The organism is Psychrobacter sp. CX18, from assembly GCF_057396215.1.
Window position 1 is genome coordinate 44,332 of sequence record NZ_JBXYJH010000008.1, and the last position, 16,370, is coordinate 60,701.

Here is a 16,370-nt window from a genome sequence, read left to right on the forward strand (position 1 = left end):
CAAGGCTTCTGATAAATTTTAATAATTTATCGTATGATGGACTAACTGATAGTTCATTAGTTATTTTTATTTTTTAATTTAAGATAACCTATATGACTACTCCTCCACGTCGAGTCCCCTTGGATAATAAACCTCCCACAAAAAAAACAGAACGTGGCGCATTGCTTTGGTCAATTCTTAAAAAGTTGGCTGGGTTTGCCAAGCCTTATCGTACCCTAATTATTCTGACACTTACTTTAACAGTACTTGGGTCGTTTACAGCTCAGGTTAATGCGTTTGTACTTCAGTATACGGTCGATAGCTTAACCAACATAACAGCTCTACCTGATCCTTGGGAAGAAGGAATCAGGCTTTTAACATTCATCAGTGTAGTGCTACTTATCAAAGAGGTTCTGAATGCTGGTATATCGTTTGGTCAACGCTATTTTGGTGAGCGAATACGCATTAACTTATCTCGCGACTTATCACAAAAAGTGGTTGACCGAATTTTGACCTATCGAATGGCCTTTTATACCAGTCAAGAAAATGACAGTGGTAAATTACAAACCCGTATCGATCTAGGCGTTAGCAGTCTCACAAGCTTAGTTCAAAACTTCTTTATTGATATGTTGCCTCTATTTGCGACCGCTATCGTTTCGCTAGCCATCATGTTTAACGCCAACTTCTGGGTTGGTATGGTTGGGCTGATTATTGTACCCATCTACTTCTATGTCAGTCAAAGACAAGCCAATCGTCTACAAGGCTTTCGCCGTCAAATGCGTCAATACCGCGAAGCCAAAAGTGGCATGGTTATCTCGTTAATCAACTCTATTACAGTTATTAAATCTTTTGTGCGTGAGCCTATTGAATCTGAGAAGCATTTTGAGGTTCAGAAGGATATGACGGACAATCAACTTAAGATACGCAGTATTGCCTTTATTTATGATGCTTTAAAAAGCTTTATTGAACAAATTGGCGTCGTGGTTATTATTGTCCTAACCGCCTACTTCGTATTAAATGATCAAATGACCATTGGGATGATTATGTTTCATGTCATGCTATTTCAAAATGTGGCTGCCCCTATTCGTCAGATGCACCGCATATATGATCAGATAAACAACGCCCTAACGTATGCAGAAGGCTTCTTCGACATTATCGAAGACGATAGTCAAATTGAAACGGCAGGCAAGCTAACTTGTAAAGATATCAAAGGTCATATTGAGCTTAAGCACGTTGACTTTAGTTACCCTAATGGTAAGCAAGCATTGCAGGACGTCAGCTTTGAGATACACCCCAATCGTATCACCGCGCTTGTGGGTCTAAGCGGCGCTGGTAAGAGTACTATCATCAATTTATTGGTGAAGTTTTATGATCCGAGTCGTGGCACAATTTGTCTAGATGGTCGTAACCTTGAAGACTATAATACCCATGATTTAAGGGAACAGATCGGATTGGTATTGCAAAAAAACCATATTTTCTCAGGCACGATTAGTGAAAATATTAGTTATGGTGATATGGATGCCAGTAAAGAGCAGATTATTGATGCGGCTAAAAAAGCCTCTATTCACGAGCAAATTATGGGGTTACCTAAGGGTTATGATACCGAAGCTAAGTCGTTATCAGGGGGTCAACAACAGCGTATCGCACTGGCACGAATGTTTTTAAAAGATCCTCCCATTGTCTTTTTGGATGAGCCTACAGCGAGTCTCGATGCGGTAGCAAGTCAACAAATTAAAAAGAGCTTGGATCTTATTAAAAAGGACCGCACGGTTATTATTGTCTCTCATAATATCGCACAAATTATTGATGCAGATGATTTAGTGGTCATTGAGGAAGGACGTGTGATGGAAACAGGTACTCACGAAGAGTTGTATGCCCGTCAAGGTAAGTACTATGAGATATTTAATGCTATGTCCGATAGCCTAAATCTAGACAAAATCAGCCAGACCTTAAACAGCTAAAAAAGATATTAAATATGAGTGTAAGTTTTACAATAAAAAAATTCGATGAGCTAAGCGTAGTTGACTTGTATTATATTCTGCAAGCTCGCTCGCAAGTGTTCGTCGTTGAACAACACTGTGCCTATCAGGATATTGATGAGATTGACTTTGATAGTCTGCACTTGGTCGCCCATAAAAATAAATCATTGGTGGGGTATTGTCGTATTATTCCCCCTAATGTTATGGTTGAAAACATTAATCATACCGCCTCTGTAGGGTCTAACCAATCAAACCCTAATCCACGTATTGGCCGAGTTTTAGTGTTACCAGAACATCGAGGTAGCGGACTGGCGCGCGAGATCATGACGCGTGCTATCAAACACTGTTGCAGTAAATATGGCAAACGCCACATTAATATTGCCGCTCAAACTTATTTAATCGATTTTTATCAGTCTTTAGGGTTTGAGTCGGTCGGTCTACCCTATATGGAAGATGGGCTTGAACACATCGATATGGTGTTAAAGCAATCAAAGCGTAAAGCTGTAGCACTGCCTAAGATGTCATCTGGGTTAAGTGCTAAAAGCATACTGATTAACTTATTTTTATTTATAGTAGCGGTTGGTATTATGGGTCTGCTGTATCTACTCATTTAATACTCATTTAATTTTTACAGTATAGTTTGACTTATATTCTCTGACATAGTTTGTAACGGCAGACCCTACTCGATAAGGAATTACATGCTAACTAAACAAGACCAACTTACTGAGCTGGTTCGTATGCTTGAGTCCAGCAATCATGTCTTTGCAACAGATCCTCTGTTGATTACTGAGCGCCTGACCGATGAGGAGGCCACGCCTTTACAAAAAATACATCGCCGCGCTGAAAGGATCGATAGTAATGGATCCTTAGCAGGCATCCTCAACAAAATTGATGGCCGTATCAAAGGCATTATTTTGGCCATGAGTATATTGTGGTGTGTGTCAGGTTTTATGGGGTTGTTTGCGCTCCTGCAAGCCAATGTGGTTAATTTCTTTTATGTCCTTGTTTGTCTGCTTGGCTTTCATACGTTGATGCTGGTGGGATGGTTATTATTTACTCTCGTCAATAGAGGAAGCCAAACACCCAGTTTTATTACCAGCTTTATCAGTCCGAAAGCGCTCATTCGTGGTAAGGATGATGTCACTCAAGCAGCCGTTGAGCTATACGACCAGCAACTTCATCATACTGGCATGCGTTGGTATCTTAGCAAGTTTAGCCATCAACTTTGGCTTGCCACGCTCACGGGTATGTTATTTGCCATTATATTTTTGCTAATAGTACGTCAATATAGTTTTAGCTGGGAGTCGACCATACTATCTAACGAGTCGCTCCTGACCTTAACCCACTGGCTAGGCTGGTTACCTAGTATGGTTGGATTTAATGTACCGGATGCCGATGCGATTATTCAAAGTCGATTGGCGACTGAAGCGATGCCTTTAAGCATCGCTCGGCAGTGGGCAAGCCTTTTAATAGGCAGTTTGCTGATGTACGGTATCGTCCCTCGTGCTATCGCTTGGGCGTTTTGTGCGTTAATGTTTAATCGCAATAAAATGAAGCTAGATCTCTCATTACCTTACTATCAGAAAATCATTAACTTTTGGCAGCGAAAGGTCGTTGATAAAGATGATTTCGTCGAAAAGGTACAGCCTGTAGCGCCAAAGGCTAAGGTTACTCAAGGGAATAAATTAGTCGCACTCCTAGAATATCAGCACAGTGATCCGAACTGGTATCATGCAGCAGGTCAACCCTTTCAAGTACCATCAATTGAAAACTTTGGGGTACTTGATGATCGTGATGATATGGATAAACTGCTTGAGTATCTTCAGCATAATGAGGTTCAAGTCCTTATTGGCATCCAGTCATCTGCACTCCCAGATCGCGGTACGATGCGCAAACTTGATAAGATAGCTCAACATGCCAAGCATGGTTTAATTGTGCAACTTATTGAAAATAATGACGCAATGCAAACTAGTCAAACTGACCCTGTTCGCAAACAACAGTGGCAAACCGCGTTGGCTGAAAGAAATATAGGACTAGTGAATTAAGTTTGGTGCATCAAGTTTGGTAAGTTAGATCTGCAAAGCTATTTATAAAATACTCTTTATACTTTATTCTTTATAAAAAGGTCTTTTTTAAAACAATCGTCGTTAACACTATTTCGACTTGCATTTGCGACTTCCATTAACGTTATTAAAAGTTCATGGAAGACATAAGTCTGAATCTAGAAGCCATCAAAATGCACTTAAAATATCAAACATAATTTAGAATATTAGCCAGCCCTCCTCTTGAGCTAAAATATAATATAGCAGTGAGCTAAATATGACAACGCAAGACAATCAAAATAACACGCCACAATCCAAAGATTTATCCGATGATGCTTCATCAGGGGGCTTATTTAGTGATAAGGCATTTAAAACTGCCACGACTGACAATACGCCTAAAGATGAGCTTGAAGAAGTTAACCCGACTTTAAAATCTGAACCTACAAAAGAATCTATTTCCGAGTTCAGTGTTAATAGCTCTACCAAAAAAACGCTGGCAGAAGGTGAGCCCTTAAAGCTTGCTGTTGTCGGTCATACCAATACCGGTAAAACGTCGCTTTTACGTACCTTATTACGTGATATGTATTTTGGTGAGGTTAAAAATGAAGCGGCAACCACGCGTCATGTTGAGCGCGCTATCATCTCAGATAGTCAGACTGGATCGGCTTTAGTAGCTTTATTTGACACACCAGGCTTAGAGGATGCGTCTGGGTTAATGGACTGGCTCGAGGACAATACAGCCAGTCGCCGTGATGGAATTGAGCGTTTGCAACAATTTTTAGCAAGCGACATCGCTCAAGGTGGTGAACTTAATCTTAACAATGATTTGGATGACTACTCTCAAGAAGCCAAAGTCATACGCCAATTACTAGCAAGTGACATGGCAATATATGTCATTGATGCCAGAGAACCGGTCCTTGGTAAATATAAAGACGAGTTAACCGTTTTGTCTTGGTCAGCCATTCCAGTGATGCCAGTGTTTAATTTTACAGACAGTCAAGATGCCAATATTACTGAGTGGCAAACTATGCTGGCACGGCGAAATCTACATATCTCAACCCGATTTGATTCAGTGGCGTTTGAGTTTGAAGATGAGATGACACTATGGCAAAATTTAGCGACCATGTTGACGCATTCAGAGACCCTCAGTCAGCTTATCAATCGCCGTAGAGAGGACTGGGCACAGCTGTATGAACAGGCCATCACTATCATTTCTCATTTTCTTATAGATGTCGCCGCTTATGTACGTGAGGTCGATGAAGATGCCGATCCGATGCCTGTATTGAATGAAATGCAAGAAGCGGTACGTCAAAGTGAGCGCACCATGCAAAATGAGCTGCTTAATTTATATAAATTCTATGACAATACCGCAGTAGTAACGCCGCTTGAGCTCAATGAATATCAACAAGATCCCTTTGATCCTGAATTGCTAAAAAGTTATGGATTACGTACCACTTCTGGTGCTGCTGCTGGTGCTTTATTAGGGCTTGGTATTGATGCAGCCGCTTTGGGTACGACCCTAGGACTCGGTGCTGCTATTGGTGGTATTGCAGGGGGCATATTGTCTAACACCACGAGTATTGTCGATAAGCTTAGCGGGGTTAAGCGGCTGTATATAGATCCAGCGACATTGACATTATTAGCCACACGATCCTTAGATCTATTGGCATCACTTCGCCACCGTGGTCATGCGGCCAGCCCAGATACGCCTATTGCTGAATTACAAGAAACCACTACCCCACCTTGGGACCCAAACAAGCTACCTAGTGAACTTAAAAAGGCAAGAGGCAAACCGCAATGGAGTAGCTTATCCAGTGGTAAAAGCCAGCTATCTGCTGAATTGCGTGCTGAGGCTGCTTGGTCGTTGTCCGATAAACTACGACGCTCTAGATTAGAGAATAAGGGGTAAAATTTTGAGCACTTTAATCAAGCACTTTAATTTGTAATTAAAGCGCTCGGTTTTACTTTCTGATTTAACGGATACTAAGTTATGTGATGATTTAATTAAGCTGTTGTAGCGCATCAAGACCACGAACATCAGACTGTTGCAAATAAAGCTCGTACAATGAATAGTCTTTGAAATGATGCTCAATTTCTGCCAGTAGTTTTTGCTGGCGAATAGCCCTCTTTTGCCAAAACTCGTCTTGCTGTTGTGCAATTATTAGTTGATTAATTACGATAGCGGCAGGCGCAAGATGAGCCTCTGTTAGCTGGCTTGCCGCTCGTCGTGTCTCTTCAATAGGCAAGTTTTCAGCCGTCATTACCAATACAACGGCTGTTTGAGACTTATTATGCAATAACGCTCCTGCCTTTTTAAATAAAGTCTTACGCTCGTTTAGTACATTCACCGCTTGCTGCCATTTGTCGACTGGCTCTGATTCTGCAAAAGGATTTGCTAAAGAAGACTTAGGTTTGAGACTTAAGCCAGCTGCTGCCTTTTTTAATTTAGCTTGACGGCGCTGTTGCGTAAGCAAACCTTCTGTCCACGCCTCCATCATCTCAGGTAGCATGAGCAGTCGCAAGGTGTGTCCTGTTGGTGCGGTGTCAAAAATAATATGTTGATAAACACCCTCCTCTATTGACGATACTAAATATCGACAAATAGCCTCTAACATCGCTGCTTCTTGTGCGCCAGGGGCGCTCTTTGACAACTGCAAATGCTGCCTAATTTTAGGAATCATATCAGGATTGGCATAGCTACTGATGGTTCGTTCAACTCGTTGGAAGTGCTCATCGATAATGCTTTCTGGATCAAGCTCAAGTGCATCAAGGTACGTGCTGAGTGAGTGCTTTTTATGAGTCAGTGATGTATCAAACACATCGCCTAAGCTATGCGCAGGATCAGTTGAAATAATTAAGGTTTTCTGCTGGCTTTTGGCTAACTTTGAAGCAAGCGCAGCGGCTGTCGTCGTTTTACCCACTCCGCCCTTTCCGCCTACAAATATAATGGGCATACTTTTGAGTTGATTGACTAAATTATCTAGTGACCGCATTTTATTCTTCTTATGTAGCTTATTTGTTTGGCATTCGTTCAGCTCTACTATCTATAACTTTAATTACTTACTTTTTCAACATTGAGTATTAACAACAGCCACCATGTTGTAAAGGACAGCGTGGCATTCCCATTCTCAAATGCCACTCGTGAAACTTTTCTAAGAATAGGGGCTGCAATTCTAATGTATAAAAGCTGGCAGGATTTTCAATACCAAGGCTTTCTGAAAATAGTAATAACATAAACAAGTCTTCCTCATCACGCGCTGCCCGGGCAAGGGTTTGACGATAAGGAGCATGGTAAAACTCGTTTAACCCTTCTTTAAAGCGCCTCCATAAACCATCTTCTTTGTTCATATTTCTAATCCTACTGCACTTGAAAATTTATTTTAATATTTATAGATAAAAGTTTATGGTACAGCAACTCTAAATTCACGTACTTTATAGGACTTACGCAAATATCTATATTCAAGCACTTAACGATATTTGGGGGGGCATTATTAAACTTCCGACCCCACCTTTCAGACAGTGCAAATCAGACAGCGTAAATAAAAAACCCCAGTTGCTATAAATTTTAGTTCTGCGTAAGTCCTATTAAGCTAGACTTTATGTTGTCTCCATTCACGACGTAGTACCGAGAAGCTTTCAAAAGTGACTAATATGGTCGCTATAAGAATAATAATATCCAAAACGATTAGCAGCCAATTGCCATCGGTATAGAAAGTCTTGAGTTGCAGTAATAAAGCAAAAATAGCCATCACCAACAGGAAACTTAAGGGCGCTAGCGTATACCAGACGGTTCTACCTTTGCGTAATAAGATAACGGTGACAATCATCAAGGTAAGCGCCGCCATTAGCTGGTTAGTGGTTCCAAATAATGGCCAAATAATCATACCCCCTGACCCATCCATGCCACCTGCACCAAACGCAAGTACTAAACAGCTACCGACAGCAAGCAGTGTTGCAACCACACTTTTTCTGAGTATTGGCAGATTATAAACTTCGCCAAACTCTTGGAAAATATAACGTTGCAATCGAACACCAGTATCCATGGTAGTCCCTGCAAACAATGCCGCCATCACGGTCAGGATGGTTTGTGATAAGACAATTTCAATACCCATACCAGCATTTAAGATCGTTGCACCACCATCGATAAAGGCACCAACAGAACCATCACCGAACTTTTGATAGACCCCTTCCCACGCCGCTAAGCTTGCAAATCCTGCTGTAGCGGCAAGGATAGCACCCAGAGCCAATAACCCCTCCCCGACAGCACCGAAATAGCCAACAAAGCGGATGTCTTCTTCTTTATCGATCTGTTTAGAGGTTGTACCAGTTGAAACCAAACCATGAAAGCCTGATATGGCACCACATGCCACCGTGACAAATAGTAGCGGCATAATTGATGGCGTATCGACAGGTAAGTTATGGTTTAAGGCAGGTGCAACAATATCTGGCGTTGCAATTAAAATAGCGCCAAATAAGAGTATTAAACCGATAAATAACTGTAAGCCATTGATATAGTCGCGTGGTTGAAGTAGCATCCATACCGGTAGTAAAGAAGCGACTGCAGCATAGACAAACAAAAAGATGATCCAAACGGCATTATCAGGCAAACCAAACATTGTTTCTGGCAATATAACTGGCATCAATGTACCCAAATATATCAAACCGTATAACGCAGCCACTCCCACAATAGATACCAAGACGAGGCTCATCTTAAAGCGGTAAATACATTGTCCAATAATAAAGGCGACCACTAATGCGCCCCAAACGGGTATGACTGCGGTGGGGGTTTTAATCATCATATTGGCTATGACCACACCAAATACAGCATTGACCATGAGTAGCAGTAAGAAGATAACGACCATCATTAAGGTACGTACACGACTGCCCATCACTGAGCCGGCAATAGAGCCAATGGATTGACCTTTATTGCGCACACTTGCCCAGACTGCGGACATATCGTGAATACCAGCCATGAATATGGTACCCAATACCACCCACAATACCGCTGGTACCCAGCCCCAAATGACAGCAATAGCCGGACCAATGATAGGTGCAGCGCCTGCTACTGACGTGAAATGATGCCCCCACAGGACATATTTGTTAGTAGGGACGTAATCAATACCATCTTTCATAGTATGGGCGGGGGTTGGCACTGAGTTATCCAGTCCCAAAATATGCTTTGCAAAGTATTTTGAATAATTAAAAAAACCGGCAAGCATAGCCACAATACCAAACAATAATACGAATGCACTGTTCATTCATCACTCCTTGAAAACATTATATCTTTTCTTTAAATAACCTTTTCTTCAAATAACCTAGTTTTGAAAATAAACTAAACATGCTCATCAAGCCTATAGTTAAACCTGTAATATAAGAGGCATCTAAATACCGTGGGTTACGCTTCGCTTCACCACACGCTACAACTATAGCTTATTAAAATACAAAAAATTAAAGGAATTATAAATTGAAAGCCGAACGAAATCCTAAATAACTATAACTATAACTATAATGATAGCGTCCTTGCTCAATTGTTAATGACACCCGTTAATTATACCTAAATATTTATTAATGGGGATAATAGATACCCTACTAAAAACATAAATAACTTAAGTAAAAAAAACCCAATTAGCCATTTAAGACCAATCGGGTTATCCGTCGTACAAGTGTTAAAATTAAGGCAGTTGCAGCTGCAAACCTTCCATTAATTTAAAGAACTCTTTACTATATTCAGTACCTTCACCTTCTTCATATCGTGAGTGCAAATCGTTAAGATAATCTTTTAGATTGACAGTATTATTAGAATTTGGTGTTGAAGCTCCTTCAGGTAAAAATCTGAAAATTGGCTTGGTGGGTAATACTCCATTATAGCGGGTTAATGTCTCTAGTCTCAATCCATTCTTAAGGTCATCAAAGTTTGAGAAGCCACGAGTATCTTCACTAATATGACGCTGTGCTAGGTGCCACGTGATACGTTGCTGATTGTCTAGACCATAGACATCACGCCACAACCACTTATTAGGATTATCAGAGTCCTCTTTTTTAGCATAGTCTATTGAAGCGGGCACTTCACGCACTTCTATCACATTTTCAGCCTGTTCTTCATCGTCTTCAATGACAGCCACTTCGCTATTGTCACCACTGGCTTCCTCAGCATTGGCCTCTTCTTTACTCTCAGCATCCTTTGCCGCTTTAATGATTTCGAATAGTTTGCTCATTATAAAACGACTGTTTAATACCTGATCATCTTCATCGTTTTCAATTTCAACAGCTTCCTCTGCAACGCCCACTATAGAACTTTCGTCGTCTACATCAAAATCTGCCATGGCTTCGTCTGCATTAGACTCGTTTGCCATGGCTTCGTCTGCATTGGTTTCTTCTTCATCTTCATAATCGTCTTCATATACATCATCGTCTTCATATACGTCGTCATCTGAATAATCACCATAACCTTCCATTCGGTATTCATTCAATTTTGATTTAAAGCTATACTCTTTGGCACTTTTTTCAAACTCTTCAAATAATTCAGGATATTTATTGGACATTTGATTGTATAAAAGATCCAAATAGGTCTGAATATCTTGTTTCAGTTCAGTGTCATTAATTTTGCGTTCAAGGATGCTTGGCGTGTTAGTAAGATAAGGGCGATGCTTTTCATCCGGTACTGGACTAAGACTCAACAAATCCTTATTCGAGATAAAGCGATATTGTTCTGGCGATGAAGTGGCATACATTTGGTCTTGAGCGGCAAGATGACTTTTTAAGAGATCAGTCATAAATTCTTGTGGAAGACTACCATCATTTAAGTCTATTTTTATCCATTTATTGTGCATGCTGGTACCTAGTTTTTCATCTAGATACGTGGACAGCAATAAGGCAAACGAATCCGCCCATAAATACACCGCACCTTGTTTGGCATCAATATACACAAAGTCGGTCGTTGATAGGGTCACATTACGCGACTGATATTGTAGCGTGGGCATGATGCCTATTTTGCCAGTATAGGGTCGATATCCTCCCTCGATGGTTATGCTAAGTGGCTTTAACAAATAGGCATTGAGCAAGTTAGCTCGATGGGCATCAAGCTTAGTATGGGACGCATCATAATCAGGTAGAAACTCACTGATTTTGCCAGAGTCTACCTCTTCACTAAAATACTCTAAATCATCACCATTTTCATAATAATAGTTATAATCTTCTTCAGCCGCTGCAATAGCCGCATCTGTTTCATTATATTCGCTATAATCTCCGTAATCATCATAGTCATCAGAATATTCGACTGTTTCCGTTTCGGCTGCTGCCGCTTCCGCTTCAGCGGCCGCTGCCTCAACTTCTGCTATTAAGTCATCGTCATCATACTCACTCTCATATTCGTCATCATACTCACTCTCATATTCGTCACCCTCCATTGCAGCGGCAATGGCTGACTCAAACCAAGCATCACTATAGGGCTGTTCGCCTAACCACTCATCATAATACTCTTTACAATCAAGATATGCTGACTTTAACGCTTGACGAGTCGTTGCATATTTTGGATCATCAATTTCCAAACCATCCTCTTCAGCCCGATCTAGTAAGTCAATATAAGCTTCATCGTGTATATGTTCACAATGAGCCTCTGGATCATCACTCATTGACAGTTGCTTAGCACTTGCATTCGCTAGAGCTGCTCTTTGCTCATCATTCGAAGCGAGTATATTGACATGATAATCGTAGTTGCTCATACGTTGCTTTTCTAGCGCTTTAATCAATGTGCTTTTAGCAAGTTCAGGTTGAGCACTTAATAACAGGGCAGAAGATCCAGATTGATTTTGATTGAAAGGGGTTGTGGACTGACAACCACTTAATACCATGATGGTCACAGCTGATAAAGCGGTTAGTTTAGACAAACCTTGTGTGTTAAATCTGGAGCGTACTACTCGATTATTCAATGTCTCTTTTGAAATGATTTTCATTGCCTATCCTTATGAAGCTATTCTTATGCGTAATATGTTGGGTTATAAATACTTTTGAATATTGCTTTTGAATTTAGAACTGGTGATCATCTTCAATGTCTTGATCCATATCCTCATTAACATTACCAGAATCTATAATTCCAATAGCAGATTCGTAATCATCACTGTCAGTTGCTTCATCGGATGACATCTCTTCAGAGATATCAATAAAGTCATCTTTACCTTCACAGTATGATTCATCATATTCATCATCATATTCATCATCGAATGCGTCATCGTATTCAGATTCACCCTCACACACATCCATGTTCTGATTTCGATATTCATAGCGCGCAAACGAGGCTTTCTTTAACTTTTCTTCTCGTTGATTAATTTTGTCGATCCATGCATTGCCATCGGTGCTGGCTGGCATATCATCTTTAAACGGTGCGCCAAATGACTGCTGGAATAAGCCGTATAGAGGATCTGCTTTAAAACTATTTTTGTTGAAACTGGTTTGGCTTAAAAGAGTTGATTTAGCACCTAATATATCGCCGCCAATAATAGTCTGAGTTTGAGTACCAAGTAACTGACCTTTACTATCTAAATAAAAATAGTTGGTTTTATTAAAGGATATCGGCATGATAGCCTCTATCAACTGAAATAAAGTACCTACATCTTCGCTCTGAAATTTAGCATTATTTTCTTGCCACTTCTCTAAAGCAACTTGCACAAGATTCACATCTTCAAATTTATCAGGATGACTCTCTATATAAGCTTCTAAAGCTCGTGCCATATGCTTCACAGTAACACCAATTACTTTTCCCGTTTGCTTACTATCAAAATTGACTTTTACCGCTGAGCTTGCGCCTAAGCTTTTGGCATAATTATCATTATGGATATCTAAAGCCGTAAAATAACTTGAGTCTAGCTCACTCATACTATAACCAACCGCATCAATAAAAGCGTCATAGATTACACTGGCAGGTATTTTAGAGCTAATCTCTTCTGGCAAGTGAAAAGCCACCATAGTGGTGTCCAGCTCTTCGGGTAACGGGGTATTTTCAGGGCTCAACATTGCCATAATTGGCAATATAGCACTCGGATCTAAGGTGATAGTATCTTTCCCAAAATCTAATGAGACAGGCAATTGAATAGAATAGTACGACGTTGGCGTCACAAAGTCATAGCTATATAAGGTATTTAACTGCTTAGCACTACTATTAAATTCACTGATATGACTAAATGTCATATTCTGGTTTTGATAAAAATTAGTCGCCTCAATTTGTGAAGGCGTTCGGTGGTACATATTGAATAACATATCAATTGTTTTGCGAAATTCACTTTTCTCACTGTCATCTTCATTAACATCTTCATCAGCCTCTGCACTTTCACTTTCTGAATCATTGCTGTCTTCTTCATTAGCCATTGAAGTTAACTCTTTAATGCTATAAGCCTCATCTTCTGCGTTATATTTTTCATCTTGTGCGTCATATGTACACTCTTCGTTTTTATAGTAAATATCAACATAGGTTTCAGGATCGTTTGTATAAGTAATGCCTTTTGACGCCGCTTGTTGTTGCTCATGAATCATCTCATCCGTACAATCAATGATGTCTTGTTTATACTTAATAATATACTCAGGCCACCCTTCATCTAAATAATAATAAGGCTCCGTCTCATTAAGTAATCTAATGCTACTATCGCAATCGTCATAACTTTCATATATCGTATTGTAACTACTAAACTCGATAGATTTTGGTTTTCGGTTTGGATCTAGGATATTATCAATTTGTTTGTCAAACCGACCCGCACACCCTTTTTGTCTTTCAATATACTTAATTTGATAACCTTTAGCAGACTCAATAACTGAGGCATTAGCGTCATCATTTTGAGTTAAACACTGCTTATAGCTGGTTTTTAGCGCTTTGACGTCATTCGATTGACTGGTAATCAAAGGATCCTCCATTACCAAATCATCTAAAGAAGATGAAAAATCTAAGACACACTCATAGATTTCATCTGAATAATAGATGACTTCTTGAGTACCTGTAATATAGTCAATCGACAAGCCTGTTTGTCTATCAATGTTATATCCAGCAAAAGGAATGCCCCCCTTTTTTTCATCACCATAATTGAAATATAAGGAGTTCAACTCCTGACTATGATTTTCATTGATCGATTTATTATCAGTGTCTAGATAATCTTCTTCCGTACGATATGCAGGACCATAAAATATATTGCCATTTGAGTCGTAGGTGCCAATGTCGTCCATTTCATAATCATACTCATATAGATCTGAAGGGCTTCTATTGAAATACTCATCTAAGGCTATCAATAAGGCTTTTAATACGGTTTCTGACCCGGCATCGACACTATTTTCAGCAATAAATGGAGCATCATGACTACGCGTTTTAGTCACTGAAACGTGGTCCGAAGTAAGATGCTTTTTAAATGCAGTGAGCAGCGCTTGCTGAGCCTGATCATCTACTTTTAAGCCTGATTTGTCCGAGAACTGATCTTTGAAACTTTTATTCGTCATTGTCAATTGGCGACGATGTTCAAGACTAGTGACGATGGGTTCTGCAATTTTATTATCTTGAGAAACCGTCAAATCTGGTTGATTAGGATGAATGGTTTGGCACCCCATTAAGGTAGTCACGCAAGTGACTAATACTAAAACTGAGACGTTTTGTTTGGAAAATACCAAATCAGTAGTAGGCTTTATAGATTTCAATTTTAATTTCATAATTTTGCGTGAATCCTAATTTCAACAAGTGGTTTGAGGTTAAGCAATCGTCATATTTTTTTGCATTACTATAATAATAAAAAGTGGTTACTTCTCGAATTGCTATAAAATATGATTGACAAATACAGTATGTTGAATAAAATCAAAACATTCTATATGCTGTTAACACCTTAGCGTTACTAAAAACAGTATTGCTAATAATTTATCACGTTATATTAGCACAATAAATAACTACATTTAGTTACAAACAACTGTTTTTAGGCATTATTTTACATTATTTCTTAAATTAAACTTAATTCTACCTCTCATAAAAGGATTTAAAATGACCTACTATTTTGGCTTTGAGCCATCCACCCCTCTTATCGATGATATCTCACATGCAGAAGAAGTCATCAGTTCTGGTAGTGATGAGCCTTATTATCCGCTACGCAACAAAATTTCTCAGCAAATCGGTCGTGAAATTATCGACAATTTATTGATTAATCTAATCAGTGTAATACCTGATGAAGAGCGACAAGCTAAAATGAGAAGTATCGTACAAAAGATTGAAAGCGCCACCGAGACGATGCTTAATATATTGTTAGGTAAAGATAAGAATAAAGACGTCCTTCCTAACTTTGAATATCTTAAAAATGAAACCGTTTTTGAGGACAATCAAGGCAACTTGCGGGTAGGTTTTAAACTAGATGACAAGACTGCTAACACCATACTTGAAGGATTCAATGCCACTACCCCTGAGTCTGTCGATAAAGAGAAGTTGATTGAATCTTTGTTTGCAATGAATCATGCAGTCGTTGACCATTTTATAACGCGCTTTTCTGAAACCCTGCCTCTAGGTATGATAAAACGTAAATCAGTGCCGATGGCAAAAGCAGGTATTAATAAAGCATTAGAAATGGCGATCAATAAGTTATTTCCTCAGTTACCAAACGACTCGTTAAATCGTCTCGTTCTGTTTTATAGTCACTTTATTGTTGAAAAAGAATAATATCGACGCTAAAAATATATAACAGGAATAGCTGAACTTCTTGATTCCTGTTAAAATATTGGCTTTATCATTACATCGTGCCGAATACTATGAGCCAAATTAGCAATCAAGAGATCGAGAAAACCTTACGTAATTCAGAATGTTTAATCAGTAGTATTGAAGTTGCTGCTGCATATGAGCGTTTGGCTGCTCAATTAAACTTACATTATGCGGGCCTGAACCCAATTGTCATGGTTGTGATGAACGGTGGTTTAATTCCTGCAGGTCAGCTGTTAACGCATCTTACGTTCTATCATCGCATGCACTATATTCATGCGACACGCTATCGTGAAAATGAAGGGACCAATGAGTTGTCATGGAAGTTTAAGCCTGATGTGAACATTGAAGGTGAACACGTTCTATTGATTGATGATATCTTTGATGAAGGTATTACTTTAAAAGCCATCGTTGAGGATCTGAAAAAAGAAAACCCAGCCTCTGTCGATTGCTGTGTATTACTTAATAAAAATCACGATAGAAAAGTGAAAGGCTTTAACGTTGACTTTATTGGTTTAGATGTTGACGATAGATATGTGTATGGCTGTGGTATGGACTTTCATGGTTATTTACGCCACCTTCCTGGCATCTATGCGATTAAAGAAGACAAACTTTAAGGCGCCATTGCCGAATTATCCTAAACTATCAGTATAAAAAGTTAAAGCA

At 39.5% G+C, this 16,370-nt stretch carries 11 protein-coding genes; 6 read left to right on the forward strand and 5 right to left on the reverse strand.

From position 1 onward, the window contains the following. The first annotated feature begins 92 nt into the window (after window positions 1-92). The 4 genes from AC2SLT_RS07750 (at window position 93) to AC2SLT_RS07765 (ending at window position 5,909) form a co-directional block, all read left to right on the forward strand. Complete coding sequence (locus AC2SLT_RS07750) at window positions 93-1,940, forward strand: ABC transporter ATP-binding protein (RefSeq protein WP_486547085.1); 1,848 nt, start codon at window positions 93-95, stop codon at window positions 1,938-1,940. A 14-nt stretch (window positions 1,941-1,954) separates the two neighbouring features. Next, window positions 1,955-2,572: a GNAT family N-acetyltransferase gene (locus AC2SLT_RS07755; RefSeq protein WP_486547086.1), complete on the forward strand. Its 618-nt coding sequence runs from the start codon at window positions 1,955-1,957 to the stop codon at window positions 2,570-2,572. Window positions 2,573-2,656: 84 nt separating this feature from the next. After that, window positions 2,657-4,003, forward strand: coding sequence for a DUF2868 domain-containing protein (locus tag AC2SLT_RS07760; protein ID WP_486547087.1), 1,347 nt, complete (start codon window positions 2,657-2,659; stop codon window positions 4,001-4,003). A 274-nt stretch (window positions 4,004-4,277) separates the two neighbouring features. Continuing rightward, window positions 4,278-5,909 carry a DUF3482 domain-containing protein gene (locus AC2SLT_RS07765; protein ID WP_486547088.1) on the forward strand — a complete coding sequence of 544 codons (1,632 nt, stop codon included), beginning with the start codon at window positions 4,278-4,280 and terminating at the stop codon, window positions 5,907-5,909. A 91-nt stretch (window positions 5,910-6,000) separates the two neighbouring features. Here AC2SLT_RS07765 and AC2SLT_RS07770 read toward each other — a convergent pair whose 3' ends face one another. From AC2SLT_RS07770 to AC2SLT_RS07790, 5 genes are all read right to left on the reverse strand, one after another. Then, entirely contained in the window at window positions 6,001-6,993 is a 993-nt protein-coding gene (locus AC2SLT_RS07770) for an ArsA family ATPase (RefSeq protein WP_486547089.1), read from the reverse strand. Window positions 6,994-7,081: 88 nt separating this feature from the next. Next, a complete protein-coding gene (locus tag AC2SLT_RS07775) occupies window positions 7,082-7,348 on the reverse strand; it encodes a cory-CC-star protein (RefSeq protein WP_486547090.1) in 267 nt (88 codons plus the stop codon). Window positions 7,349-7,590: 242 nt separating this feature from the next. Beyond that, window positions 7,591-9,258 carry a carbon starvation CstA family protein gene (locus AC2SLT_RS07780; RefSeq protein ID WP_486547091.1) on the reverse strand — a complete coding sequence of 556 codons (1,668 nt, stop codon included), beginning with the start codon at window positions 9,256-9,258 and terminating at the stop codon, window positions 7,591-7,593. Window positions 9,259-9,672: 414 nt separating this feature from the next. Further along, window positions 9,673-11,952, reverse strand: coding sequence for a hypothetical protein (locus AC2SLT_RS07785; RefSeq protein WP_486547092.1), 2,280 nt, complete (start codon window positions 11,950-11,952; stop codon window positions 9,673-9,675). 73 nt (window positions 11,953-12,025) lie between these two features. Further along, a complete protein-coding gene (locus tag AC2SLT_RS07790) occupies window positions 12,026-14,680 on the reverse strand; it encodes a hypothetical protein (RefSeq protein ID WP_486547093.1) in 2,655 nt (884 codons plus the stop codon). 322 nt (window positions 14,681-15,002) lie between these two features. Between AC2SLT_RS07790 and AC2SLT_RS07795 the strand changes: the two genes are divergently transcribed. After that, window positions 15,003-15,668, forward strand: coding sequence for a hypothetical protein (locus AC2SLT_RS07795; RefSeq protein ID WP_486547094.1), 666 nt, complete (start codon window positions 15,003-15,005; stop codon window positions 15,666-15,668). An 89-nt stretch (window positions 15,669-15,757) separates the two neighbouring features. Then, window positions 15,758-16,321: a hypoxanthine-guanine phosphoribosyltransferase gene (locus AC2SLT_RS07800; RefSeq protein ID WP_486547095.1), complete on the forward strand. Its 564-nt coding sequence runs from the start codon at window positions 15,758-15,760 to the stop codon at window positions 16,319-16,321. Window positions 16,322-16,370 lie beyond the last annotated feature (49 nt).